This is a genomic window from Paenibacillus sp. V4I9, from assembly GCF_030817295.1.
In the GTDB taxonomy this organism is placed as follows: Bacteria; Bacillota; Bacilli; order Paenibacillales; family NBRC-103111; genus Paenibacillus_E.
Genome location: NZ_JAUSZE010000001.1, coordinates 6,325,803 through 6,348,550, shown reverse-complemented (window position 1 = coordinate 6,348,550; position 22,748 = coordinate 6,325,803). Strand labels below are relative to the sequence as shown.

Sequence of the window (22,748 nt, the reverse complement as noted above, 5' to 3'; positions counted from 1 at the left end):
GCTCTTCAAATAACAGCTCTCCGGAGGATCTATGTTGTCAATAAACGTGTTTGGGAACAGAATCAATAAGCGAATAAGTGCCTTCTTCCTCTTTTGCTTTATGATGAGTGTTGCGCTGTTGATTGGTATGGGTAGCGTCTGGATTCCTTTTGAAACTGTGGTTCAAGTCAGTTTACTCTTGGCAGTCCTCTTGCCCTCCTTTCTTCTTGCTCTCTCGTCATCGTCTTGGCTGTTACCATCTATTATCGCAACGTGGGCGTTCTTACCGGAAGTTCGCCGCTTGTTTGACTGGCTGACAGGGGGCTACACTTCGATTTCTCTACTGAGTATAGCGCCATTACTTGTCAGTATGATGATGTTAATACCGATCATTCGTAAGATTCACGAACTGCCAAAGCCGGTTCAAACGACGATATTTTGGTTTGCCATTACGTGTGGATATGGACTAAGTATCGGTTTTGTGAAAAATGGTGTTGCTTCCTTGTTTGATTTAGCCGGCTACATCATTCCATTGCTAATTATCCCCTATATCTACACGTCGAAACTGGGGCAAAAAGAACGAGATAGGTGGTTATCGGCATATGCGAATATTGCCGTTATTGTTGCTTTATATGGTCTCATTCAATACTTAGTTGCACCTCCGTGGGATGTATTCTGGATGAACCATGTGGAAATGAATTCAATCGGTCGACCTGAACCGCTAAGCATTCGGGTATTCTCCACTTTGAATTCTCCAGGACCTGCTGGATTATTCTTGTCAGGCGCTCTGGCACCGATGCTGCTGGAACAGAGATGGCGCGGTTTCTTGGGGTGGTTAGGTGTTGCGCTAGTTGCCATATGCTTAGCCCTAACAATGGTGAGAGCGTCGTGGATCACCCTGGTGATTATACTTGCTACCTATATGCTGACGAACAACTCACGGCATAAATTACGCTCTATCCTGAGTCTACTCGCCTTTGGCGTCGTTATGTATGTCGTTCTTTCAAGACTGCCGGGAGCCGAAGCCATTATGGGCCGTTTCCAAAGTCTAGGCTCTGCTTCAGAGGATCAATCCTTTAATGAGCGCCTAGCATTTTCTATGAACCTTATTCCTACCCTTCTACAGAATCCTCTCGGATCTGGACTAGGGAGTATCGGTGTAGGGACTAAGCTGGAGAATGGGGGGGCATTAGGCACGTTTGGGGATTTCGACAATGGGTTTTGGGCGATTTTCTTAACCTTCGGCATCGTCTTCGGATTCTTTTTCTTCAGAGGTGTCTGGTTGGTTGCTAAGCGAGCTATTGTTGCTATGAAAAGCAAAAGTATCCCCATGAATGGTCCTCGCTTAACACTAGCTGTATTAGCTGGGGCGTTTGTTAGTCTTATTTTTTCAAATGCCTTTACTGGTCTAAATGGTGTTATTCTTTGGTTTTTGGTAGGGGCTGGTCTTGTGGGGACTTACCAGGAGAGTGATGGTGATTTGAAATGATTGGAACAACAGCCTTATACGGATCGGTCTCCCATTTCCTTAAACGAAAAGATAGCCTAGCAAGCTCTCTCAAGACGGTTGCAACTAGCATGCTTATTTTACTTATTAATATGGCGACTGGTGTTGTCTGTGCCAGGTTTTTAGGGCCGGGTGGACGCGGTGATCAATTTGTTATGATATTATGGCCTGGCTTTTTGGCTGCCATGCTGACGTTCGGATTGCCTTCTGCGCTTCTCTATCATATGAAGAAATATCCGGAGAAAGAGGGAGAGTTTTATGTAACGGCCTTGCTGCAAAGTCTGGTTCTAGGGTTGATCGCACTAGCTATCGGTATGACCTTCATCCCGATATGGTTGGACACCTACTCTTCGCAGGTTGTTCGATTTGCACAATGGTCTATGCTATTGTCACCCTTGGCGCTTATAACCCTAATGAATCAGTCAGCTCTCCAAGCGAGAGGAGAGTTTCAGTTATATGATCGCCTACGATCCGTTCCGCAAATGGTGACCTTGCTTCTGCTTTTGATCTTGGTATTGACGAATCAGATGACGGCCTTTGCTTCGTCGCTTGCCTATATGCTGCCGGTTTTCCCATTGACAATCTGGTTAATGATTCGTTTTTTACGGATTTACGGCAATCAAACAATGGAATTCATCCTCTCGTTTCGCAAACTGTTTCACTATGGACTGAGTTCGTATGGCATCGATGTCATGGGCACATTGTCCATGTATATGGATCAGGTCATCATTGTAGGCTTGTTATCCCCGTCAGACCTTGGTCTTTATGTTGTTTCTTTGAGTCTGGCACGCATGATTGGGATCCTGCAAAGCTCACTCGTTACTGTGCTTTTTCCCAAGGCAGCGGGACTTGCCAAAGAGGATGCCATCCAATTGACCCTTCGCGTGTTTCGAATCAGCAGCTTCGTTACAGTGATCGCAGCGCTTGCGGTTATGCTAATCGCTCCATACCTACTTATTCTCCTCTATGGAAAGCAATATGAAGGCGGATTGGCTGTGTTTCGACTGTTACTTGCTGAAGTCGTACTTGCAGGGGGGATTTTGGTGCTAGCGCAAGCCTTTATGGCACTAGGACGTCCTGTCATGGTTTCGCTGCTGCAGGTGATCGGACAAGGGCTCACGATTCCGCTATTATTCGTCCTAGTTCCCAAATTCGGCCTCATCGGTGCGGGTTATGCCATGCTCATTTCCTCAGTGATCCGTCTCATCTTTATTTTAAGTAACTACCCTATCACGTTAAAGGTACCTCTTCCACAGCCATTTCTAACGCGTGCCGATGTCCATTGGCTTAAAGAGAAATTACGAAAGAATACAATGTCTAACTAACATGCAAAAAGGTATGTATACAATGATACAAAAAGTATCATTTTAATATGAAAGGGGTAGGGGTATGAATAAAACAAAGAGACAGATATCCGTTGTCATCATTGCGCAAAACGAAGAACGGCGCATTGTCAAAGCTGTTCGCTCCTGTCAGCCATTTGCGGATGAGATACTTGTTGTCGATGGAGGCAGCAGTGACGCAACCGTTGAAATTTGCCAAAATATCGGCTGCAGAGTCCTAGTAAATGCGTGGCCGGGTTACGCGAAGCAGCGTAATTTCGGTGCGGATCAAGCGACGTATGATTGGGTGTTTTTTATCGATACAGACGAATTTGTTGATGATGTGCTGGCTAACTCACTTCTGGCTTGGAAGATGAGTTCTGAGCAGGACGGCGGTGCTTATGCCATTTACCGGATCGGTAATTTCCTGAACAAATGGCTGGATAAGGGGGAATATTTAACTAGGCTTTACAATAAAAAGGAAATTCGAATCAAGGAAACACTTGTCCACGAGACACCAGAGATTTCGAATGAACATGTTGTTAAGCTCGAAGGTGTATTGTGGCATGAAGGTTTTCGTAGTATCGATGATCATGTGAAGCGATTCAATATGTATACAGGGCTCGAAGCTCAGAAAGCTTACTACGAAAAGGGAAAGGCATTCCGTATTTATCCGCTGCTTTGGCGCCCGCCAGCTCGCTTTATCCAGCAATACTTCCTTCAAGGTTTATATCGCAAAGGGTTAGCTGGATTAACGGTTGCCGTCATGTGGAGCTATTATGAATATTTACGCTTCATTAAGCTGTATGAGCTCACGTTAGGTGATGAAAGAGGAAGAAAGGAATTGAAGCCATGTCCGGAAAAAGCATAAAAGTGCTTGCCACTGGAGAAGGTTGGCCGACACAGGAGGCGGGTGGACTTAACACGTACTACCAGTCAATTTGCGAAACACTAGGACTTCGGCATCACGTTGAGGCACTTGTTTGCTGTCATCGACCACCGGAGAAGGCAGCTGGCAAGCTTAAACTCTTCTCAATTGCCAGCCCGAAGGAAACGATGAGTATACGCCAGCAAGCATTCAGACAGTATGCCAAAGACCGAATGAAAAGCAATGAAGTAGATTTGGTCTATACGCACTTTGCCCCGTATGGATTAGGCCCCGCTCTAGAGGCAAAGAAAAGAAATATTCCAGTTGTCATGAGCTTCCACGGTCCATGGGCGGAAGAAATGAAGCTAGAGGGTAGCGGTGCCAAGCTGAAGTTGAAAGCCTTGGTGGCTAAACGGATTGAAATGAAAATGTATCGTACAGCAGACCGCATTATTGTGTTAAGTGGACACTTTAGAGATTTGCTGCATGAGAAATATGAGGTTCCTTTGGAGAAAATACACGTGGTCCCCGGCGCAGTGGACACGGAGAGATTTCAACCAGCGCCAAGTAAGCGGTCCGTTAGGTCTCAACTGCTGCTGCCTGAGAATCGGCTAGTTGTGCTGACCGTTCGCAGGCTCGTCCATCGCATGGGAATCATTCAACTAATTGAGGCATGGAATGAGGTCATTAAAGCTGTGCCTAACGCCTTGCTGCTCATTGGTGGTAAAGGTCCGTTAGAGGAAGAACTGAAAAGGAAGATCCAAAGCCATGGCCTAGAGAATCATATTCAACTGCTCGGTTATGTCAAAGATGAGCAGCTGCCACTCTACTACCAGGCCGCTGATCTGTTTGTAGTTCCAACCCAAGCCTTAGAGGGATTTGGTCTCATTACAGTGGAGGCGATGGCTAGCGGACTACCTGTAGCCGCTACGCCAGTAGGCGGGAACAGAGAAATTTTGGAGGGATTTCATCCGCCTTTCTTGTTCAAGGGAACCTCAAGCCATGACATGGCCGAAGGACTCATACCGATTTTGAAACATCCTGAGAGTTGGCCATCCGCTGCATCCTGCAGAGCCTATGTGTGTTCACGCTTTACATGGGGAAATACAGCCAGAGAAGTGGATCAGGTTTTCGAGCTGGCACTGCAGGATAAAGGGGTAATCGTATGATACGTGTCGCTTATCTCGATCATACCTCTCAGTGGAGCGGAGCCGAAATCGCCTTATTTCATCTGTTAACGCGAGTCAATAAACCGGTTCACCCGATTGTTTTTCTTGCTGAGGATGGCCCATTAGCAATTAAACTGCAAGAGGCAGGTATCGAGGTTCGTATCGTTCCGTTAGATGAAAAGGTTAGAAAACGAAACCGCAATAGCATCAACCTACAGCTCATTAGCTCGGCGTTCAGTATGATCAAGTACGGAAGGTTACTTGCTCGGATGCTGAAGGAGGAGCAAGTGACATGCATCCACACGAATTCGCTGAAATCAGCGATCTATGGTGCAATTGCTGCGAAACTAAGCGCACTGCCCTTGGTATGGCATATTCATGATATTGTCGCGCCGCCGTATTTGAAGTCCATCGTGGCCAAAGGGATCAAGACTTTAGCGCATTATTTGCCAGACGGAATTATCGCCAACTCGAATACGACCTTATCGTCACTGAATTTATCCCAGTCGTCACGCAGACAAAAGAATATCGTTATTTATCCCTCTTTTGCAGAACCTAGCGGTTCACCTAGCAGAGAAGTGAAGGTTTTTAAAAGCAAAAAGCACTTTACTGTGTTGCTCGTTGGGCGTCTTACGGAATGGAAAGGACAGCATGTACTCCTGACCGCTGCGGAGCGGTTTTTGCCACAGTCACACGTTCGGTTTTGGATCGCTGGAGATGCGTTGTTCGGAGAACAAGCATATAAGGACAGATTAATCCAAATGATCGAGGAAAAGAAGCTAACGAATGTGACCCTATTTGGGCATGTGAATGATGTTAGCTCCTTGATGCAGCAAGCGGATGTATTAGTACATACTTCAATTTCTCCGGAACCCTTCGGACAGGTGATCGTGGAGGGTATGGCAGCGGGTCTGCCCGTTATCGCCTCGAATGAAGGAGGTCCGCGGGAAATCGTTGTTCATAACGAAACAGGGCTGCTGATTCCACCCAACCAACCGGAAGCATTGGAGCAAGCGATTCTATGGGTCATAGATAACCCCGGAACAAGTCAGATAATGAGTGAGCAGGGCAAGAAGCGTGTACAGCAATATTTTATGATCGACAATGCTGTAGATCAAATGGTAAGGTTCTACCCTCAAGTGATTCAGAGAAGCTAGTAGTCCATCGGATAAAGGATGATTCATATGAAAGTAGCGATTGTTCATGATTATCTCATACAAATGGGTGGAGCTGAGCGGGTAGTTGACGTTATGCATACTATGTTTCCTGAGGCTCCTATATTTACCACAGCCAAAGACTCTTCTAAACTGCTGAAAGGTTTACAGGATGCAGACATTCGAACCTCATGGATGCAAAAGTTGCCAGGGATAAGCACCCATTTCAAAAATCTGCTCCCCTTATATCCGATTGCCATTCGTGATCTGGACTTCCGAGAGTTCGATGTCGTTATTAGCTCCAGCAGTGCTTTTGCCAAAGGCATTAAGGTGCCTAGAAATACGTTTCACCTCTGCTACTGCCATAACCCAATGCGCTTTGCCTGGGATTTCACCAATTATATGAAAGAAGACCCAAGCCCGGAAATGCTTAAGACGCTTCTGAAAGCCTACACGGTCTATTTACGTCATTGGGATCGTAAAACCTCAAACAGCGTAAATCAATTTATAGCGAACTCCAGCATTGTGAAGAAGCGCATTCAGCACTATTATAGCCGAGAAGCGGATATCATCTTTCCGCCAGTTGACACCTCCAGATTCATGCCTTCTTCCAAGGTTGATGATTATTATCTCATTGTGTCGAGGCTTGTCTCTTATAAAAAAATCGATTTGGCCATTCAAGCGTTTAATAAGCTGGGTTTGCCGTTGTACATTGTAGGTGAGGGTCCAGATCGTCAAAGATTAAACCAAATGGCGAATGCCAATATCCATTTTCTCGGTAGGCTGGAAGATGAGGAGGTGGGTGATCTCATGTCTCGCTGTAAAGCTTTTATTTTCCCAGGGGAAGAAGATTTCGGTATTACCCCACTAGAGGTCAATGCCGCGGGTAGACCAGTGATCGCTTATAAGGCTGGAGGCGCATTAGATACGATCGTCCCCTATACGAATGGGCTGTACTTCGAGAGGCAAAATGTTGATCAACTAATTTCAGCAATTCGAGAGGCAGAGTCTTTCGATTGGAACACTCAATCGATTAACGTATATGCTAAGAAATTTGATATCGACACATTTAAAGGTAAATTCACCGACTACTTTGAAAAGTCCTACTATCAATTTGTAACCGAAAGGGAGCAAAGAGCCGCCTACGGAGTAATTATTTGATCCATGGATGGGAGGTACATATGTCTGTTTATTTCAAGGATTTAGCTGCAAACAATTGGAAGGACCCCTTTATTTTTATGGCTATTTCCGTATACCGATTCGGCCACTGGATTTATTACAAGGTGAAAATCCCCTTGGTGAGGCAGCTGCTATGGATTTGTTATCGCATACTCGATGCGATCTTCATTCGTATTTGCTGCCATGCCCAGATTCCAGCCCAGTGTCATATTGGTTCCGGAATGCACCTACCCCACGGTTTTAATACAATTATTATCCATCAAGATGCGATTATCGGTGAACGAGTGACACTGTTTCATGCCGTGACGATTGGCGGAAGAAATCATCTTGGAACACCAGAAATTGGGGATCGTGTATTCATTGGTGCAGGTGCAAAAATATTAGGTCCGGTTAAGATTGGTCATGATGCAAGCATCGGGGCCAATGCCGTAGTGGTTAAGGATGTACCTGCACAGTCAACCGCCATAGGTGTTCCAGCAAAAAACATATTACGTGATCATGAATGAAAAGGATTGATCATATATTTTCATACACTTAATGATACGTAGTGTATCAAGGTACTTTTGAAGGAGGTAAGTTATGGAATTAATTGATATTTTACGAATCTTGCAGAAAAGGCTTATTTTTATTATTTTTTTCGTTTTGATCGTTAGTGCAGGAGCAGGCCTGTTGGGAAAAATACTCATTAAGCCAGAGTATGAGGCTAGTACCAAGTTAATTGTTAACAAGATTAATAATCAGGAAGGTGAACAAGGGCTGGATATGGCAGCTGTTACGGCCAATATTATGCTGATGGGCTCCTATAAGGAAATTATTAAGACGCCAGCCATTATGGAGAAGGTAGCCCAAGATTATCCCGCTCTTCGAATGACCGCAAAAGAATTGATTGATCGCGTGGAAGTAAGTTCTGCTAATAATTCGCAGGTCATGAGCATTACTATTGATGACCGCTCTTATGATCGTGCAGCCAGTATCGTTAACGCTGTAGCCAAAGTTTCCCAAACCGAAATACGCAAAATTATGAGTGTGGACAATATTAGTATTCTATACGAGGCGCCTCTCAACAAGACTCCGGTCTCAAAACAGATGAGCTTAAGTATCATAGTTGCAGCTAGCTTCGTGGTATCTCTCATATGCTCCATTGGGATTGCCTTTTTACTTGAGCTTCTAGATGATCGAATTCAAACGGAAGCAGATATAGAGAAAGTGCTGAGTATTCCAGCGTTAGCTGTCATCTCGCGAATCAAGAGCAAGGATCTCAAACAAGTTTCGTTAACAACAGAAAGAAAGGAAGGGGAGCACACGTATGTCAAAGCTATCCATTAAAACCTACTTATTCACACACTTAAGCCCGATGTCTCACATTGCTGAGAAGTACCGCACACTCCGAAACAATATCGCGTATTCCACAATAGGTCAAGGAGTCAAATCAATTGTAGTCACATCGGCTCTCCCTAAGGAAGGTAAGACGATTACAGCTGTTAATTTGGCTACGGCTTATGCCAATGCGGATAAGAAAGTTTTGTTAGTAGAAGGGGATCTGCGCAAGCCAACTTTTCATCTCATATTTAACTTATCAAACCGCGTCGGCTTGTCAAATATACTTAATGGAGACTATGAGCTGAGCGAAGTTATTCGTGACACCCATATTCCTCGTTTAAGCGTGATCACCTCAGGTACAAGCGAGGGGAACCCATCAGATATGTTAGCCTCAAAACAGATGGAAACGACCTTAAGGCAGCTTGAAGAGCTTTACGATGTAATTATCATTGATTCTCCTTCGGTATTTGGAGTGACGGATACCCATACACTTGCTACCCTTTGTGACGGAACACTGCTCGTTGTTAATGCGGGTAGCTTGAAGCAAGAAGTGGCGCTGGAAGCAAAGGCTATCCTGGAGAAAATTCAAGCACGCATTATTGGTGCTGTTTTGAACAATGAAAAATCGGTAAGGAAAGACTATGACTATTACTACACGAAGGGAAAAAGAAGACAATTAGCTAAATAGAGAGATTTAACCTGTCCACGTTCAACGTCTGAAACGTATACGTTTCGGTGTATTTGCCATGATTTGTTCTGTCATTTGTATGTTTGAAACAAAATGTATATTTTTTCACGAATTTGCATGATGGGCTATTGACATGATACTAAATGTATCATAAATTAAAGAAGTGGATTATGATACTAAATGTATCAAATATCCGATTGGGGGTAGAGAAGGGGTTGGCCATGAAACTGCACGATTACTTCGCCATTATCAGGAGCAATTTATGGATGGTTGTCATTATCGTAGCTGTTAGCTGTACGGCTACTACCGTGTATGGTCACTTTAAATTTCAACCTGATTATGAAGCGCACGTGATGCTAATGCTGCGCAACAATGCTTCTGACCAGCAGAAGCAGCTAACGTGGGATGCGATAAGCACGAATAATAAGCTGATAACAACATACAAAGAGATTTTGACTTCGCCCCCCATTCTGAACGAAGTTGTTCAGAGAAATCCACAATGGGAGTTAACGGCGGCCCAAGTCAGCAAGAAGTTGAAGGTTAAATCCGCTAATCAGATGCAGTTCATCTCCTTATCCGTCAAGGATAAGTCTTATAACAGAGCAGCTAGTATAGCAAATGCCGTTGCTGATGTTTTTCAGAAAAATATCGTCTCCATTATGAAGGTTGACAATGTGACGTTTGTGTATAAGGCAAATGCACAAGAGCAAGCGAAACCGATCACTTTACCGCTAGCCTTGCAAGTACTCCTCAGTTTTGTCATTTCCTTCTTGACCGGAGTCACCCTCATATTCGGATGTCATTATTTTTACGGTCGAATGAAGAAGGACCAAATCGAGCGCCTTCTCGGCGTACCTCTACTAGCCGTAACAGACACCATTAGAAGTAAAGATTACCGTCAATAAAAGGAACATGCAGTAAATGAAATAGGGTTACCTGAATTGCTCAGGTATACCTTCAGGTGAAGTCTACTACACCTTTATCCTAGTAGGCACTCGGTCATACTGTGGGCTTTTGAGCCTTAGACGTTCATCGTCGATGGTATGATGTGAGGGAGGGTTAAATGCCCAACTATGTATGTTATCTCATCGAATATAGGGGGACCTTGCATGAGCTTAGGAAATCAACGAAATGAAGCGGAAATATATTCAGATGCAAGACGAATGTTCCCGCACGTTCGTGTGAAGCATGGCTTTGAGGTTGCGTATTATTTGTTTGTAAAGCGGGCTTGTGACATTAGTTTATCACTGCTAGGTATTCTGTTCTTGCTACCTTTGTTCATTCTAGTCAGTGTCATTATCAAGCTGGAGGATCCGAAAGGGTCTATATTTTTTAAACAGATACGCATAGGCAAGAATGAGAAGCTGTTCACTATGTATAAGTTCCGTTCGATGATTACGAATGCGGAGCAGCTGCTGCCAGAGCTCATGCATAAGAATGAAGTGAGCGGTGCTATGTTTAAAATGAAAGACGATCCGAGGATTACGATTATCGGTAAAGTAATACGAAGCACAAGTATAGATGAGCTGCCTCAGCTTTGGAACGTTCTAAAAGGGGAGATGAGCCTAGTAGGGCCACGGCCGCCTTTGCCATATGAAGTTGAACAATACTCTGCATATGATAAGCAGCGCCTCCTCGTTACCCCTGGCTGCACAGGGATTTGGCAAGTGAGCGGAAGAAGCAGCTTAGGATTTCATGAAATGGTAGAGCTGGATATCCAGTATATCCGTGAAAGAAGTATTTGGTTTGATGTGAAAATTATCTTCAAAACGGTATGGATGCTGTTTGGTTCCAAACATGCATTTTAGACTTTTAAAGAAAGAAGAGGCGTGAATGGGAAAAAAATTATCAATTGTCATTTGTACATACTCGCGAGCGCCATTGCTGGAGAAAACATTGCATTCCTTACTGGATCTAGACGATATTCATCTTGCTGAGGTCATCGTGGTGGACAATAACTCAACGGACAACACCCAGCAGATTGTTCATTCTTTTATTAAAAATAGGAAAGACGCATCGAGTTTCCGATACATTTTGGAGCAAAAACAAGGTTTATCGGTGGCTAGAAACACGGGAGTGAAGGCCAGCCGCAGTGAAATCATCGCGTTCTTGGACGACGATGCGATACCTGTAAAGGGTTGGGTTACAAGCATTCTTCAAACGTTTCACACGTACTCAGAAGCCTATGCCATTGGCGGTATTATTCGTCCGAATTTCGAATCGGAACGTCCGGACTGGTTAATTAAACCTTTCGAGCTGCCTTACACGATTGTTGATTTGGGGAATGAAATGATGCTTTATCCACCTAAGCTGTATCCATTCGGAGCCAATATGGCGTTTAGGAAATCTGTGTTTGATAAGTACTTATTCCCAGAGGAGCTGGGACGCAAAGGAGCATCCCTTATTTCAGGTGAAGAGTCTTGGCTCTTCGGTCAATTCAAGAAGGAAAAATGGCAGGTTTATTACGTGCCCTCCATGGCCGTCTTCCACTTTATCCCGAAGGAACGATTGAAGAAAGAGTGGATTACCAAACGCTATTACTATCAAGGCGTGTCGTATTCATACACAAGTAAGACGTTTGCCGAGAAGGCCAAACTGATCGCAATTACTTGCGTAAAGCTGGTGTATAACTGGATGAGTTCCTTGGTTTCGTGGAGTGAAGGCGATAAACTGCTAAACCGCTGCCGCCAGGAGAGTATCAGGGGCACATTCGTAACGCTAACGACTAAAAGTGAGGGTTAATTTTATGGATAGAAAACTGGTGCTGAACAATGGGATGACATACGCGCTTCTTCCCGTGCTTATTCTCATAGGCTTAGTACTCGGTATTGCTGTGCTATACCAACCCATACTCGTCGTGATTGGTGTTTTCGGAGCGATCTTAGTAATTTTATCGTTTACTCATCCGGATAGAATCAGCAGCTTGATCATCCTTTCAACGGCATCCTCGATTCAATTCTTCATTCATCTTAGCTTAGGCGGACTTGATATTCTCTCGTTCTACAAGTTCGTCATTGTACTTTTGATCATGCCGAGCATTATCTATTACGGGATAAAGCTGAAATTCACCTATCCAATCATTGCCTTGCTGCTTTTGGTTGTGATCACGTACTTCGGCTCTGACTGGCATATGAATTTAACCAGAAGCGCGCCGATTAAAGCATTCATCGGTTTGGCCATACCATTCGTGTTCCTGCTGGTCAGATGGAAGCCGATTGCAGCCGAACGGCACATTCGGGTGATTTGTTTCATCCCATTAATAAGTATGATCATCGGTGTTTTCCTCCACTTCGCCGGCATTCAACCTCTTTATCTGGTTGAGTTCACAGGAGCCTTTCGGATGCAGGGGGCAAGTATTCCACCGCATTTGGCCATGCTGGCCTATCTCGGCGTTTTGATTGCTTTGATCGAGGTCAAGCGGAACCCAAAGCACGCAATGTTCTTTTACGTCATGGTTCTTCTGAATTTTGCCATTTTGCTTTCAACTGGTACTAGGGGGCCTTTAATTGCATCCACTGCGCTCCTTCTGTATTACTTATACGACCAGATTAAGGAGTATTTCAATGGAAAGCTCATACGCATTATTCCGCTGGGCGGGTTCTTGGTGCTTACAGTTATCTCCAGTATCTTGATGTGGGCTAATGTGAAGAAGCGTTCCTTCGAACGTACCGACGAAACTGGAATTGATCTATCGGGACGCTCGGAGGCCTGGGATTTCTTCCTTAAAGGGGTGGAGAATTCACCTTGGTTCGGTAGAGGCTTGGGGTCATCCATTGTGGCAAACGACGGCAGTATTTACGCAGGATTCGTCGTTCCCCATAACGAGTATATACGCTTTTATTTTGATACGGGGATCATTGGCGCTGTCATCCTATTTCTATCGCTGTTCATGATTTTTTATAGGGTGTACCGGGTACTAGATGTAGGAATTAAGCCCTATTATATCGGCTTTATCATTGGTTTTCTTGTGTATTCATTTTCTGATAATACCCTGTCGACCCTGCAATTTACGTTGCCATTTTGTTGGTATTTGGGTGCGTTGCACACGGTAAGTCTTTCAAAATTTGCCAAAAAAGAAGTGATATGATGGCGAAAATTCAATTATTCGGAATTCAATTTGATAATTTTGATTTTGATGATCTGCTGCAATTTATGGATACCGTCATATCCGAACGAAGGAGCACATACATTGTCACCTGCAATGTAGACCACCTGGTGAAACTCCAGAAGGACCTTCATTTTCAAGAGGTTTATGCGCAAGCCGATGTTGTCGTTGCTGATGGAATGCCAATCATCTGGGCTTCCAAAATTTTAGGGAAGCGACTCAAACAGAAGCTGTCCGGTTCTGATGTGCTTCATTATCTGGGGAACCAATTTCAACAGAAACAATATCGCTTATTCTTCCTCGGAGCAGCAGAGGGAATCGCCGAACTGGCGGCCAGCAATCTCAAAAAGAAGTTTCCGCGCATCAACGTTGTGGGTTGCTACTCTCCGACCTATGGATTTGAGAATAACGATGAGGAAAATGCACGAATTGTGCAAATGATGCAGGAAACGAAACCGGATATTGTGTTTGTCGGGGTCGGCGCACCGAAACAAGAGAAATGGATCTACAGCTATTACAAGCAGTATAACGTTCCGGTTTCCATCGGCGTAGGGGCATCCTTCGATTTCTTGTCCGGCAATATTAAGCGTGCACCGCGAATTTTCCAGCGAATAGGTCTTGAATGGTTTTGGCGTTTATGTCAAGAACCGAGGCGGCTATGGCGAAGATATCTAGTCGATGACCTCATTTATTTGAGGCTGCTGCTAAGAGAATTAAGGGCAACAAGTCGGGCAGACAAACGCAATCAAAACTTAAGTAAAGGTGGAGAAATGGAATGAGTAATAAGGGTCTTGTATCTATTGCTATACCAATTTATAACGGTGAGAAGTACATCGAAGAAACGGTGCTCAGCGTTTTAAATCAGGACTATCAAAACTTTGAACTGCTGTGCTTTATTGATGGAACCAAAGATGGTACCGCGGATATTTTACGGAAATATGAGGATCGGCTAACGATCATCGAACAGGAAAATATGGGAGCCTCCAATACACGAAACCGAGGCATTATGATGGGCAAAGGCGAGTATGTTTTGCTGCTTGACCAAGACGACGTGCTGGAGCCAACCTTCCTAAGTAAGACGGTTAATGAAATTGTGAGTAGTCAAAGCTGGGCAGTCGCGGTCAATGGAAATTTGATCGATTCGGGTAGCAATAAAATTAGAGGGATGTATCGTTTCAACAAACCGACGCTTAAATTTAAGGACCTGTGCTACCGAAATCAGCTCTATGCGACATCTCAGGTGCTTTTCAATCGCCAGAGAATAGCTGAGTTAGGTGGTTATGATTCCAAAAGAGCGGGTATCGCCGATGATTGGGATCTGAGTATACGCATTCTACAAGCCGGCGGCAGCATGGTCTTCCTCGACGAGTGTTTGATGTCTTACCGACTGCATGACAGCAATAATTCGAAGAATTTGCCTCGTATGCTAACGAGTGAGCTGAACGTGATTGAGCAAACCATCGGAGATGTCTCTTTTGCGAAGGCGATTAAAAGCTACCGGCATATGAACTTCTCTTACCGTATGGCACAAAGCAGTCACGATTTGACGACAAGCAGGGAGTCGCTCGCTCAAGCCTTAAAGCTAAATTCGAAGCTTCTCTTTAATCCACGTTACTACTATTGCTTCTTCTATATTTATTTAAAAGGATTTCGTGTACTAAAGGTTTCAGAATAATAATCATGGATGAGGTGGTTGTGCAATGAAGGGAATTATTTTGGCTGGCGGAACAGGGTCCCGTTTATATCCGCTTACGAAGGTAACGAATAAACATTTGCTGCCGGTAGGAAAGTATCCAATGATTTATCATGCGATTTATAAATTGAGAGAAGCGGATATTCGCGACATCCTGATCGTGACAGGGCGTGAGCACATGGGGGACGTCGTTAACCTACTTGGAAGCGGAGTAGAGTTTGGTGTTACATTGACCTACAAAGTACAGGATGAAGCCGGAGGTATTGCACAGGCACTGGGCTTGGCGGAAGGCTTTGCGCGGGATGATTCATCGGTGGTTATATTGGGGGATAATATTTTCTCCGATCATATCGGGTCCTTTGTGGATAACTTTGTTAAACAGGAACGCGGTGCCAAGATATTACTGCATGAGGTCGTAGACCCAGAACGCTTCGGAGTTGCCGAAATGCGTGATGGAAAGATTGTCGGTATCGAGGAGAAACCGAAAAAGGCGAAAAGCAGTTATGCGGTAACCGGCATATACATGTTTGATGAGACCGTATTTAGTATCATTAAAACACTCAAGCCTTCTGCACGGGGGGAACTGGAAATTACCGACATTAATAATGCTTACATGGAGCGTGGTCAACTTACCTATGATTTGCTAGGTGGCTGGTGGACAGATGCCGGGACGCATGACTCGCTGGTGAAGGCAAATGAGCTCTTGAAGGATAGCACGTTTGACCCTAATTTTGGCAGAAAACTAGTGCTGGTGAAATAGTGAGGGGATACAGCAATGAAGGTGAGCAAAACCAAATTAAGTGGTCTGTTTATTATTGAGCCCAATGTGGCGGAAGATCACCGTGGATTCTTTATGGAAAGCTTCAATAGGAAGAAGTTCGCCGAGCATGGTTTAAATTTCGATTTCGTACAGGATAATCATTCTTTATCCGTGAGGCCCGAAATCATAAGAGGGCTGCACTATCAGCTGCAGGAAAAAGCGCAGACGAAGCTTGTACGGGTAATCTCAGGGGCCGTTTACGATGTAGCCGTTGACATACGAAAGCATTCGCCGACCTTCGGTCAATGGGTAGGGGTTACACTCAGTGCAACGAACCGGAAGCAACTCCTTGTACCAAAAGGGTTTGCCCATGGCTTTTGCACGATGGTACCGGATACGGAAGTCTTGTATAAGGTAGACGAATACTACTCCTATGAGCATGATCGGGGTATCGCTTGGAATGATCCGACACTCGGTATAAGTTGGCCTTGCTTAAGTCCAATTTTGTCCGAGAAGGACGCGAAACATCCATGGTTGGCCGACGCAGAAAACAACTTCTTTTAGAAAATAGTAGGGGTGGAACATGAACATATTGGTAACGGGCGGAGCGGGTTTTATCGGCAGTAATTTCATAAGGTATATGCTGAGTAAGTATAGTGATTACTTTATTGTCAATCTAGATAAGCTTACTTATGCCGGAAATTTAGACAATTTAAAAGAAGTCGAGAACAGTCTGAATTACACATTTATTCGGGGAAACATTGGCAATAGAGAGCTTGTAGCGAACATCGTAGAAATGTATAACGTGGATGCTATTGTGAATTTTGCTGCTGAGTCCCATGTGGATCGCAGCATTATGGATCCGGAAGTATTCACACTAACGAATGTCTTGGGAACACAGGTACTGCTGGATGTGGCCAAAGAACTCAAAGTGAAGCGGTTTGTTCAGATTTCGACCGATGAGGTTTATGGATCATTAGAAGAAACAGGACTTTTCACTGAACAGACGCCTATTGCACCAAACAGCCCTTACTCGGCAAGTAAAGCAAGCGCTGATCTACTAGTTCAAGCGTACCACGAGACGTATGGCCTTCATACAAATATTACGAGATGCTCTAACAATTATGGACCTTTTCATTACCCTGAAAAGCTAATCCCGCTCATGATTACGAATGCTTTAGAAGATAAAAAGCTTCCTGTTTACGGAGACGGTCTTAATGTAAGAGATTGGCTGCATGTTTCGGATCATGCAGCGGCTATTGATCTTGTTCTTCATCAAGGTGAAGCAGGAGAGGTTTATAACATTGGGGGAAATAATGAACACCCCAATATCGAAATCGTCGAGCTCATCCTAGAGGCGCTCGGAAAAAGTAATTCGCTAGTCCAATTCGTGCAGGACCGCCTTGGACATGACAGACGCTACGCGATTGATGCGAGCAAGATCAGACGGGAACTGGGATGGGTACCTCAGATCAGCTTCCAGCAAGGGATCAAAGATACCATCGTATGGTACTTGGAGAACCCGCAGTGGTGGCAAGATGTAAAGGCCAGAGCATACAGTAGTATCTAGTGGAGTGGAGCAGACAATTATTAATTACTCATTGTGAGGAAGTTGGCTAAATATGAAAATACCTTTCAATAGACCTCCTGCGGTAGGGGAAATCGAGAAGCATCTCCAGCAGGTTGTGGAGAGTTTTCATCATTCAGGTGATGGACAGTATACCAAAAAATGCAACAATTGGTTTGAGACACATTTTGCTTGCGATAAAGTCTTATTGACGACCTCCTGTACGCATTCTTTGGAAATGTGTGCGATCTTATCGGATCTCAAGGGTGGCGACGAAGTTATTATGCCGTCCTATACATTCGTATCTACCGCTAATGCTTTTGTACTTCGCGGAGCTCGTATCGTGTATGTGGATATTAGGCCTGATACGATGAATATCGATGAAACGCTCATTGAGCAGGCGATCACAGAAAGAACAAAGGTTATCGTTCCTGTTCATTATGGCGGGGTGGCGTGTGAGATGGATACCATTATGCGTATTGCGAACCAATATAATCTTCTTGTGGTTGAGGACGCTGCACAAGGTGTGATGAGCACTTATAAAGGAAGAGCGCTTGGCACAATCGGTCATCTGGGCTGCTTCAGCTTCCACGAGACGAAAAATTATTCGTGCGGTGAAGGCGGAGCTATTCTAATCAATGATGAACGGTTTAAGGAACGGGCGGAAATTGTCCGCGAGAAAGGAACGAATCGTTCCCGATATTTCCGAGGAGAAATTGATAAATATTCCTGGGTAGACGTGGGCTCCTCTTACTTACCAAGCGAATTCAATGCAGCGATCCTTTATAGTCAACTTGAAATGGCTGTACCTATTAATGAAGACCGTCAGCGCAGCTGGAATCTTTATTATAACTTACTTCAGCCTTTAACCTCGGCTAAATACATCGAACTTCCGACGGTTCCGGACGAATGCGAGCATAATGCCCACATGTTTTATATTAAGGTGCAGGATTTAGAGACCCGATTAAGCTTACATACTTTTCTAATGAAAAATGGTATTACGAGTTCTTCCCATTACGGACCTCTTCATAGCTCATTATTGGGACTACAAACGGGCACTATGACTGGTTCTGATCGCTTCACGACACAGGAGAGTATGCGGCTGCTTCGCTTACCACTGTATTACGGATTAGAAGAAGTGAAGATCAGATATGTTGTTGAACAGCTGGATGTTTTCTTCGACCGCCAAACGGAGAAGTCACTTATGGTGATGGAGGACAGAATCACAGGGTAAAGGAAGGAGATTCAGCATGGAGCAAACAGCGATAGAAGCTGATCTGGTTTCTGTTATTGTACCTATCTATAATGGACAGAAATTTATTGAAACAACGGTGCGCAGTATTCTCGCGCAAGATTATAAGCCAGTTGAAATTATTATCATTAACGATGGATCTACAGATAGTTCGTCGGAAATTGTAAAGAGCATCTCCAGTGAATTGACGGTTTTGGAACAAACCAACCTCGGAGTAGCCTATGCAAGAAACAAGGGTCTAGCTTTAGCAAAAGGGAAATACGTCTTGTTTCTTGATCAAGATGATGTCATAGAACCAACCTTCTTGTCCCGGACAGTTAACGTCATTCAGCAATCGAATTGTATCGGCGTTGTCGCCAACGGCTATCTCATTGATGATGATGGCAACAAGATAAAGAAAATTTACAAGTCTAAGCGGACAAAGGTTGACCTGAAGGAAATGTGTGTCAACAATCAAATTTTCACCCCTTCTCAAGTGTTGCTAGATAAGAATAAACTTGTTCTGTCCGGCGGCTTCGATGCTGAATTAGCTGGAGATGACGGAGGTGCCGTAGCGGAAGACTGGGAATTATGGATACGACTGTTGAAGGAAGGGAATATCCTCTATCTGAATGAATTCCTCGTCAACTACCGGATTCATGCTAACAATAGCTTCAAGTATCTCGAAAAAATCCTGCGAAGCGAACTGAAAATCGTGGAACATTCCATGGCCGGTATTGGAAATCATAAAGTACTAAAGGGGTATAGATATTTATTCTATTCTTACAAAGCAGCCAAGTATAACGGAGATTGGAGTTCGGGAAGATCGGCCTTACTCAGAGCCTTGCAGTTGAATCCGCGCTTCCTCATTCATCCAAGACTATATTATTACTCCTTCTACCTAACATTTAAATACTGCAAAAGTGCTTTCTAGTGTAGGTGAGTGAGAAAGGTGACGCTATGCGCGTACTCATAACAGGAGGGAATGGGCAGGTTGGTTCGGAAGTCGTGGATCTCTTTCAACCGCATTATGATGTGCATTCCTTTAGTCGGGATGCTATGAATGTGACGAATTCAGCTCAGGTTAATGAGATCGTAGCTAAAATTCAGCCAGATGTCATTATTCATTGCGCGGCCTATACGGCAGTAGACCAGGCGGAGCAAGAGCAGGAACGCGCTTACGAGATAAATGCACTCGGCACTAGGAATGTTGCTATCGCAGCTCAGCAGTTAAGTGCCAAACTCGTTTACATTAGCACGGATTATGTGTTTGATGGCAAGAAGGAGGAGCCTTATGTGGAAGAAGACACACCGTCTCCACTAGGTGTTTATGGCAAATCAAAGCTAGCTGGTGAGATGTACGTTTCCACTTTGTGCGACAAGTATTTCGTTGTTAGAACTTCTTGGGTGTATGGGCGGTATGGAGATAACTTTGTAAAGAAGCTCCTCAAGCAGTCTCGGAAACAAAAGCAGTTCCATGTTGTTGAGGATCAGATTGGCTCACCTACCTCTGCGTTAGAGTTAGCGAGGTTTCTTTTCAAGCTGGTGGGCACAAAGAAGTACGGCTATTATCACGCGGCCAATCAAGGTGCTTGCTCGTGGTTTGAATTCGCAAAGGCGATTGTTAAATGCCGACAGCTGGAACATGTTATGGTTCTACCTTGTGTCACGGAAGTTGCCATTGGTAGGGCACAGCGACCTTCTTATTCGGTATTGGACAGTCAGAAAGCAAGGGAGTTCGGATGGGATTTGCTAGGTAACTGGCAAGATTCACTCGCTCATTTCTTGCAGCATTATCAAGAGCAGGATGACGTTAACGAAGGATAAGGGCTAGCCACACAACGAATGATACAAATCGTATCGAATAAAAAAATTATGAGGAGCCATGTCTATGAAAACAGTAAAAAAAGCAATTATCCCCGCAGCAGGGCTTGGCACGAGATTCTTACCGGCAACGAAGGCGATGCCCAAGGAAATGCTTCCGATCATTGATAAGCCTACGATTCAATACATTGTGGAGGAAGCCATTGAATCTGGCATTGAAGATATTATCATCGTTACGGGAAAAGGAAAGCGGGCTATCGAGGATCATTTTGATAACGCCTTTGAGCTGGAATATAAGTTGATGGAGGCCGGAAAGTTAGAGCTACTGAAAGAAGTGCAGCGTTCCTCCAAAGTTGAAATTCACTACATTAGACAGAAAGAACCGAAGGGGCTGGGTCACGCCATCTGGTGTGCGCGCCGCTTTATCGGGGATGAGCCTTTTGCCGTATTGCTAGGAGACGATATTGTTTCCGCTCAGGTCCCCTGCTTGAGGCAGTTGATCCAACAGTATGAGACGACTGGGGCTTCTGTCATTGGCGTTCAAACCGTACCTGATGATCAAACGTACCGCTATGGCATCGTGGATCCATTGAAGCAAAAGGGAAGGCTGTATCAGGTGAATAACTTCATCGAGAAGCCGCCGCTTGGTCAAGCCCCATCCAATTTGGCGATCATGGGTCGCTATATTCTGACACCGGAAATTTTTCAATTCCTGGAGCTGCACGAAACCGGTGCAGGTGGTGAGATCCAGCTGACGGATGCAATTCAGAAATTGAATGAAATCCAGCAGGCTTACGCCTACAATTTTGAGGGCATTCGATATGATGTCGGCGAGAAGCTTGGTTTTATTCTAACAACATTAGACTTTGGCCTCAGCAACAATGAACTGCGATATCCGCTGCTGGCTGCCATTGAATCACTGATCGAACGCGAGAAAGGGTTAAAGCTTCTGGGCTGAGACGGAACGGAATCATTTCGATAGGAGAGTTGGTGTTTCGAGTGAGCAATCCATTGGCCCTGAAAGTCAATCGAGTGGTTCCACTAATGAAGGGGTTAATGAAAGGCAAGGATACGGTGTCTACTTCAATCAGGGCACTGTTGGCGAGTATGTTCATCCTTGGATTGAACATGCTGACTGGCATCATGACGAGTCGGTTCCTCGGTCCAAGCGGACGGGGGGATCATGCAACGATGATCCTTTGGCCGCAGTTTCTAGCCTTTGTCATGACAATAGGTATGCATTCCGCTGTGGTCTACAACATGAAGAAGTATCCCGAGGACGCCGGGAAGTTGTATATATCGTCACTACTGCTAAGCTGTGCGTCCGGTATTGTCGCCTGTGCAATCGGTGTTTATTTCATTCCGATATGGCTCAGTACCTATTCCTCTCAGGTCATACAGTTCGCACAGGGGGCGATGATTATTACCCCGGTTATTTTATTAACATTTGTGAATAACGCTGTTTTACGAGCACGTAATGAATTTGCGCTATTTAATTTCGTGCGGTATTTAATGCCGATTGCAACGCTGACTATGCTGCTGTGTTTCTTGGCAGCAGGGAGGTTAACTCCTTTCACATCGGCTATCGCCTACTTGGGACCGAATGTGCCGATTGTAATTTGGTTAACGATTCGCCTGCTGCGGATATACAGGGTACAGTGGCGAGGCTCATGGGTATCTATGAAGAGGAATATTAAGTATGGTCTGGGCTCCTATGGCATTGACTTGCTCGGCAATATGAGCCTGTATGTTGATCAACTTATTGTTATCCGTTTGCTATCATCCGCTGATTTAGGATTGTATGTCGTGGCCGTTAGCCTGTCACGTATGGCAAATATTTTCTCGCAGTCCCTTTCCTTAATCTTGTTTCCTAAATCTTCCGGTTTGCCGAAGGATGAAGTCATCGCAATGACGGTTCGTGCATTTCGAGTCAGTACGTTCATTTCGATATTGGCTGCGATAGCAGCTATGCTCGTTGCACCTTATGTGTTGATTATTTTATACGGCAGTGACTTCAAAAGCGCAGTTTCCGTCTTTCGTCTTCTCATTCTGGAAGTGGTTATAACAGGGTCAAGTATGGTCATATCCCAAGCCTATATGGCGCTTGGCCGTCCAGGTATTGTAACGATGATGTACGCAGTTGGGCTAGGTGTAATGGTACCATTGCTCTTCTGGCTTGTCCCGGTTTTTGGTATTACCGGAGCGGGCATGGCGATGCTGCTGGCTGCTATTATTCGATTAGGTTTTATCCTAGTAAATTTCCCGCTGACGTTAAAAGTCCCTTTCCCGAACATTTTCAAATTCACCGAAGACATGGGATGGGTGAAGCAAATCATGCTTAGCAAGCTTAAGGGTTATAAAAATGCGACGGATTAGGATGTG

23 protein-coding genes are annotated in these 22,748 nt (G+C 44.6%); all 23 read left to right on the top strand.

Annotated features, from left to right (window positions below):
* Positions 1 to 31 precede the first annotated feature (31 nt).
* The 23 genes from QFZ81_RS29295 to QFZ81_RS29185 all read left to right on the top strand — a co-directional run bounded on the left by QFZ81_RS29295 (position 32) and on the right by QFZ81_RS29185 (position 22,742).
* Entirely contained in the window at positions 32 to 1,468 is a 1,437-nt protein-coding gene (locus QFZ81_RS29295; RefSeq protein WP_307438858.1) for an O-antigen ligase family protein, read from the top strand.
* Positions 1,465 to 2,811 (top strand): lipopolysaccharide biosynthesis protein, encoded by a 1,347-nt coding sequence (locus QFZ81_RS29290; protein WP_307605609.1) that lies wholly within the window; start codon positions 1,465 to 1,467, stop codon positions 2,809 to 2,811. Before QFZ81_RS29295 ends, QFZ81_RS29290 begins: the two co-directional genes overlap by 4 nt.
* A gap of 64 nt (positions 2,812 to 2,875) precedes the next feature.
* A complete protein-coding gene (locus QFZ81_RS29285; RefSeq protein WP_307438860.1) occupies positions 2,876 to 3,679 on the top strand; it encodes a glycosyltransferase family 2 protein in 804 nt (267 codons plus the stop codon).
* Positions 3,661 to 4,845, top strand: a complete 1,185-nt coding sequence (locus QFZ81_RS29280) for a glycosyltransferase family 4 protein (protein WP_307438862.1) — start codon at positions 3,661 to 3,663, stop codon at positions 4,843 to 4,845. Before QFZ81_RS29285 ends, QFZ81_RS29280 begins: the two co-directional genes overlap by 19 nt.
* Complete coding sequence (locus tag QFZ81_RS29275; protein WP_307605608.1) at positions 4,842 to 6,002, top strand: glycosyltransferase family 4 protein; 1,161 nt, start codon at positions 4,842 to 4,844, stop codon at positions 6,000 to 6,002. Before QFZ81_RS29280 ends, QFZ81_RS29275 begins: the two co-directional genes overlap by 4 nt.
* Before the next feature lie 27 nt (positions 6,003 to 6,029).
* Positions 6,030 to 7,160, top strand: coding sequence for a glycosyltransferase (locus tag QFZ81_RS29270; RefSeq protein WP_307438865.1), 1,131 nt, complete (start codon positions 6,030 to 6,032; stop codon positions 7,158 to 7,160).
* A 20-nt stretch (positions 7,161 to 7,180) separates the two neighbouring features.
* A complete protein-coding gene (locus tag QFZ81_RS29265) occupies positions 7,181 to 7,684 on the top strand; it encodes a serine O-acetyltransferase (RefSeq protein WP_307438867.1) in 504 nt (167 codons plus the stop codon).
* 73 nt (positions 7,685 to 7,757) lie between these two features.
* Positions 7,758 to 8,504, top strand: a complete 747-nt coding sequence (locus QFZ81_RS29260) for a YveK family protein (RefSeq protein ID WP_307438869.1) — start codon at positions 7,758 to 7,760, stop codon at positions 8,502 to 8,504.
* Positions 8,485 to 9,186 carry a CpsD/CapB family tyrosine-protein kinase gene (locus QFZ81_RS29255; protein ID WP_307605607.1) on the top strand — a complete coding sequence of 234 codons (702 nt, stop codon included), beginning with the start codon at positions 8,485 to 8,487 and terminating at the stop codon, positions 9,184 to 9,186. Before QFZ81_RS29260 ends, QFZ81_RS29255 begins: the two co-directional genes overlap by 20 nt.
* A 221-nt stretch (positions 9,187 to 9,407) precedes the next feature.
* Complete coding sequence (locus tag QFZ81_RS29250; RefSeq protein ID WP_307438872.1) at positions 9,408 to 10,091, top strand: YveK family protein; 684 nt, start codon at positions 9,408 to 9,410, stop codon at positions 10,089 to 10,091.
* Positions 10,092 to 10,349: 258 nt separating this feature from the next.
* Complete coding sequence (locus tag QFZ81_RS29245; protein ID WP_307449371.1) at positions 10,350 to 10,994, top strand: sugar transferase; 645 nt, start codon at positions 10,350 to 10,352, stop codon at positions 10,992 to 10,994.
* Positions 10,995 to 11,019: 25 nt separating this feature from the next.
* Complete coding sequence (locus QFZ81_RS29240; protein ID WP_307605606.1) at positions 11,020 to 11,928, top strand: glycosyltransferase; 909 nt, start codon at positions 11,020 to 11,022, stop codon at positions 11,926 to 11,928.
* Between the two features lie 4 nt (positions 11,929 to 11,932).
* Complete coding sequence (locus QFZ81_RS29235; RefSeq protein ID WP_307605605.1) at positions 11,933 to 13,273, top strand: O-antigen ligase family protein; 1,341 nt, start codon at positions 11,933 to 11,935, stop codon at positions 13,271 to 13,273.
* The gene (locus tag QFZ81_RS29230; protein WP_307607070.1) at positions 13,273 to 14,070 is read left to right on the top strand and encodes a WecB/TagA/CpsF family glycosyltransferase; all 798 of its coding nucleotides are present in this window, start codon (positions 13,273 to 13,275) and stop codon (positions 14,068 to 14,070) included. The genes QFZ81_RS29235 and QFZ81_RS29230 overlap by 1 nt, the downstream gene beginning before the upstream one ends.
* The gene (locus QFZ81_RS29225) at positions 14,067 to 14,966 is read left to right on the top strand and encodes a glycosyltransferase (RefSeq protein ID WP_307438878.1); all 900 of its coding nucleotides are present in this window, start codon (positions 14,067 to 14,069) and stop codon (positions 14,964 to 14,966) included. The genes QFZ81_RS29230 and QFZ81_RS29225 overlap by 4 nt, the downstream gene beginning before the upstream one ends.
* A gap of 25 nt (positions 14,967 to 14,991) precedes the next feature.
* Positions 14,992 to 15,744 (top strand): sugar phosphate nucleotidyltransferase, encoded by a 753-nt coding sequence (locus QFZ81_RS29220; RefSeq protein WP_307438880.1) that lies wholly within the window; start codon positions 14,992 to 14,994, stop codon positions 15,742 to 15,744.
* A 15-nt stretch (positions 15,745 to 15,759) separates the two neighbouring features.
* Positions 15,760 to 16,308: a dTDP-4-dehydrorhamnose 3,5-epimerase gene (rfbC, locus tag QFZ81_RS29215; protein WP_307438882.1), complete on the top strand. Its 549-nt coding sequence runs from the start codon at positions 15,760 to 15,762 to the stop codon at positions 16,306 to 16,308.
* 19 nt (positions 16,309 to 16,327) lie between these two features.
* Entirely contained in the window at positions 16,328 to 17,314 is a 987-nt protein-coding gene (gene rfbB, locus QFZ81_RS29210; RefSeq protein WP_307438883.1) for a dTDP-glucose 4,6-dehydratase, read from the top strand.
* A gap of 52 nt (positions 17,315 to 17,366) precedes the next feature.
* A complete protein-coding gene (rffA, locus tag QFZ81_RS29205) occupies positions 17,367 to 18,545 on the top strand; it encodes a dTDP-4-amino-4,6-dideoxygalactose transaminase (protein ID WP_307605604.1) in 1,179 nt (392 codons plus the stop codon).
* Between the two features lie 16 nt (positions 18,546 to 18,561).
* Positions 18,562 to 19,476, top strand: coding sequence for a glycosyltransferase family 2 protein (locus QFZ81_RS29200; RefSeq protein ID WP_307438887.1), 915 nt, complete (start codon positions 18,562 to 18,564; stop codon positions 19,474 to 19,476).
* A 26-nt stretch (positions 19,477 to 19,502) separates the two neighbouring features.
* The gene (gene rfbD, locus QFZ81_RS29195; protein ID WP_307605603.1) at positions 19,503 to 20,369 is read left to right on the top strand and encodes a dTDP-4-dehydrorhamnose reductase; all 867 of its coding nucleotides are present in this window, start codon (positions 19,503 to 19,505) and stop codon (positions 20,367 to 20,369) included.
* Between the two features lie 64 nt (positions 20,370 to 20,433).
* Positions 20,434 to 21,324: a UTP--glucose-1-phosphate uridylyltransferase GalU gene (galU, locus tag QFZ81_RS29190; RefSeq protein WP_307438891.1), complete on the top strand. Its 891-nt coding sequence runs from the start codon at positions 20,434 to 20,436 to the stop codon at positions 21,322 to 21,324.
* Between the two features lie 41 nt (positions 21,325 to 21,365).
* Positions 21,366 to 22,742 carry a lipopolysaccharide biosynthesis protein gene (locus QFZ81_RS29185; protein ID WP_307605602.1) on the top strand — a complete coding sequence of 459 codons (1,377 nt, stop codon included), beginning with the start codon at positions 21,366 to 21,368 and terminating at the stop codon, positions 22,740 to 22,742.
* Positions 22,743 to 22,748 lie beyond the last annotated feature (6 nt).

Excerpts from the sequence above, each read along its gene's own strand:
- rfbD (WP_307605603.1), top strand. The coding sequence starts at position 19,503 with ATGCGCGTACTCATAACAGGAGGGAATGGGCAGGTTGGTTCGGAAGTC.
- QFZ81_RS29245 (WP_307449371.1), top strand. The coding sequence starts at position 10,350 with ATGTTCCCGCACGTTCGTGTGAAGCATGGCTTTGAGGTTGCGTATTAT.
- galU (WP_307438891.1), top strand. The coding sequence starts at position 20,434 with ATGAAAACAGTAAAAAAAGCAATTATCCCCGCAGCAGGGCTTGGCACG.
- QFZ81_RS29275 (WP_307605608.1), top strand. The coding sequence starts at position 4,842 with ATGATACGTGTCGCTTATCTCGATCATACCTCTCAGTGGAGCGGAGCC.
- QFZ81_RS29270 (WP_307438865.1), top strand. The coding sequence starts at position 6,030 with ATGAAAGTAGCGATTGTTCATGATTATCTCATACAAATGGGTGGAGCT.
- QFZ81_RS29225 (WP_307438878.1), top strand. The coding sequence starts at position 14,067 with ATGAGTAATAAGGGTCTTGTATCTATTGCTATACCAATTTATAACGGT.
- QFZ81_RS29200 (WP_307438887.1), top strand. The coding sequence starts at position 18,562 with ATGGAGCAAACAGCGATAGAAGCTGATCTGGTTTCTGTTATTGTACCT.
- QFZ81_RS29290 (WP_307605609.1), top strand. The coding sequence starts at position 1,465 with ATGATTGGAACAACAGCCTTATACGGATCGGTCTCCCATTTCCTTAAA.
- QFZ81_RS29220 (WP_307438880.1), top strand. The coding sequence starts at position 14,992 with ATGAAGGGAATTATTTTGGCTGGCGGAACAGGGTCCCGTTTATATCCG.
- rffA (WP_307605604.1), top strand. The coding sequence starts at position 17,367 with ATGAAAATACCTTTCAATAGACCTCCTGCGGTAGGGGAAATCGAGAAG.
- QFZ81_RS29230 (WP_307607070.1), top strand. The coding sequence starts at position 13,273 with ATGGCGAAAATTCAATTATTCGGAATTCAATTTGATAATTTTGATTTT.
- QFZ81_RS29280 (WP_307438862.1), top strand. The coding sequence starts at position 3,661 with ATGTCCGGAAAAAGCATAAAAGTGCTTGCCACTGGAGAAGGTTGGCCG.
- QFZ81_RS29235 (WP_307605605.1), top strand. The coding sequence starts at position 11,933 with ATGGATAGAAAACTGGTGCTGAACAATGGGATGACATACGCGCTTCTT.
- QFZ81_RS29240 (WP_307605606.1), top strand. The coding sequence starts at position 11,020 with ATGGGAAAAAAATTATCAATTGTCATTTGTACATACTCGCGAGCGCCA.
- rfbB (WP_307438883.1), top strand. The coding sequence starts at position 16,328 with ATGAACATATTGGTAACGGGCGGAGCGGGTTTTATCGGCAGTAATTTC.
- rfbC (WP_307438882.1), top strand. The coding sequence starts at position 15,760 with ATGAAGGTGAGCAAAACCAAATTAAGTGGTCTGTTTATTATTGAGCCC.
- QFZ81_RS29285 (WP_307438860.1), top strand. The coding sequence starts at position 2,876 with ATGAATAAAACAAAGAGACAGATATCCGTTGTCATCATTGCGCAAAAC.
- QFZ81_RS29260 (WP_307438869.1), top strand. The coding sequence starts at position 7,758 with ATGGAATTAATTGATATTTTACGAATCTTGCAGAAAAGGCTTATTTTT.
- QFZ81_RS29265 (WP_307438867.1), top strand. The coding sequence starts at position 7,181 with ATGTCTGTTTATTTCAAGGATTTAGCTGCAAACAATTGGAAGGACCCC.
- QFZ81_RS29250 (WP_307438872.1), top strand. The coding sequence starts at position 9,408 with ATGAAACTGCACGATTACTTCGCCATTATCAGGAGCAATTTATGGATG.
- QFZ81_RS29295 (WP_307438858.1), top strand. The coding sequence starts at position 32 with ATGTTGTCAATAAACGTGTTTGGGAACAGAATCAATAAGCGAATAAGT.
- QFZ81_RS29255 (WP_307605607.1), top strand. The coding sequence starts at position 8,485 with ATGTCAAAGCTATCCATTAAAACCTACTTATTCACACACTTAAGCCCG.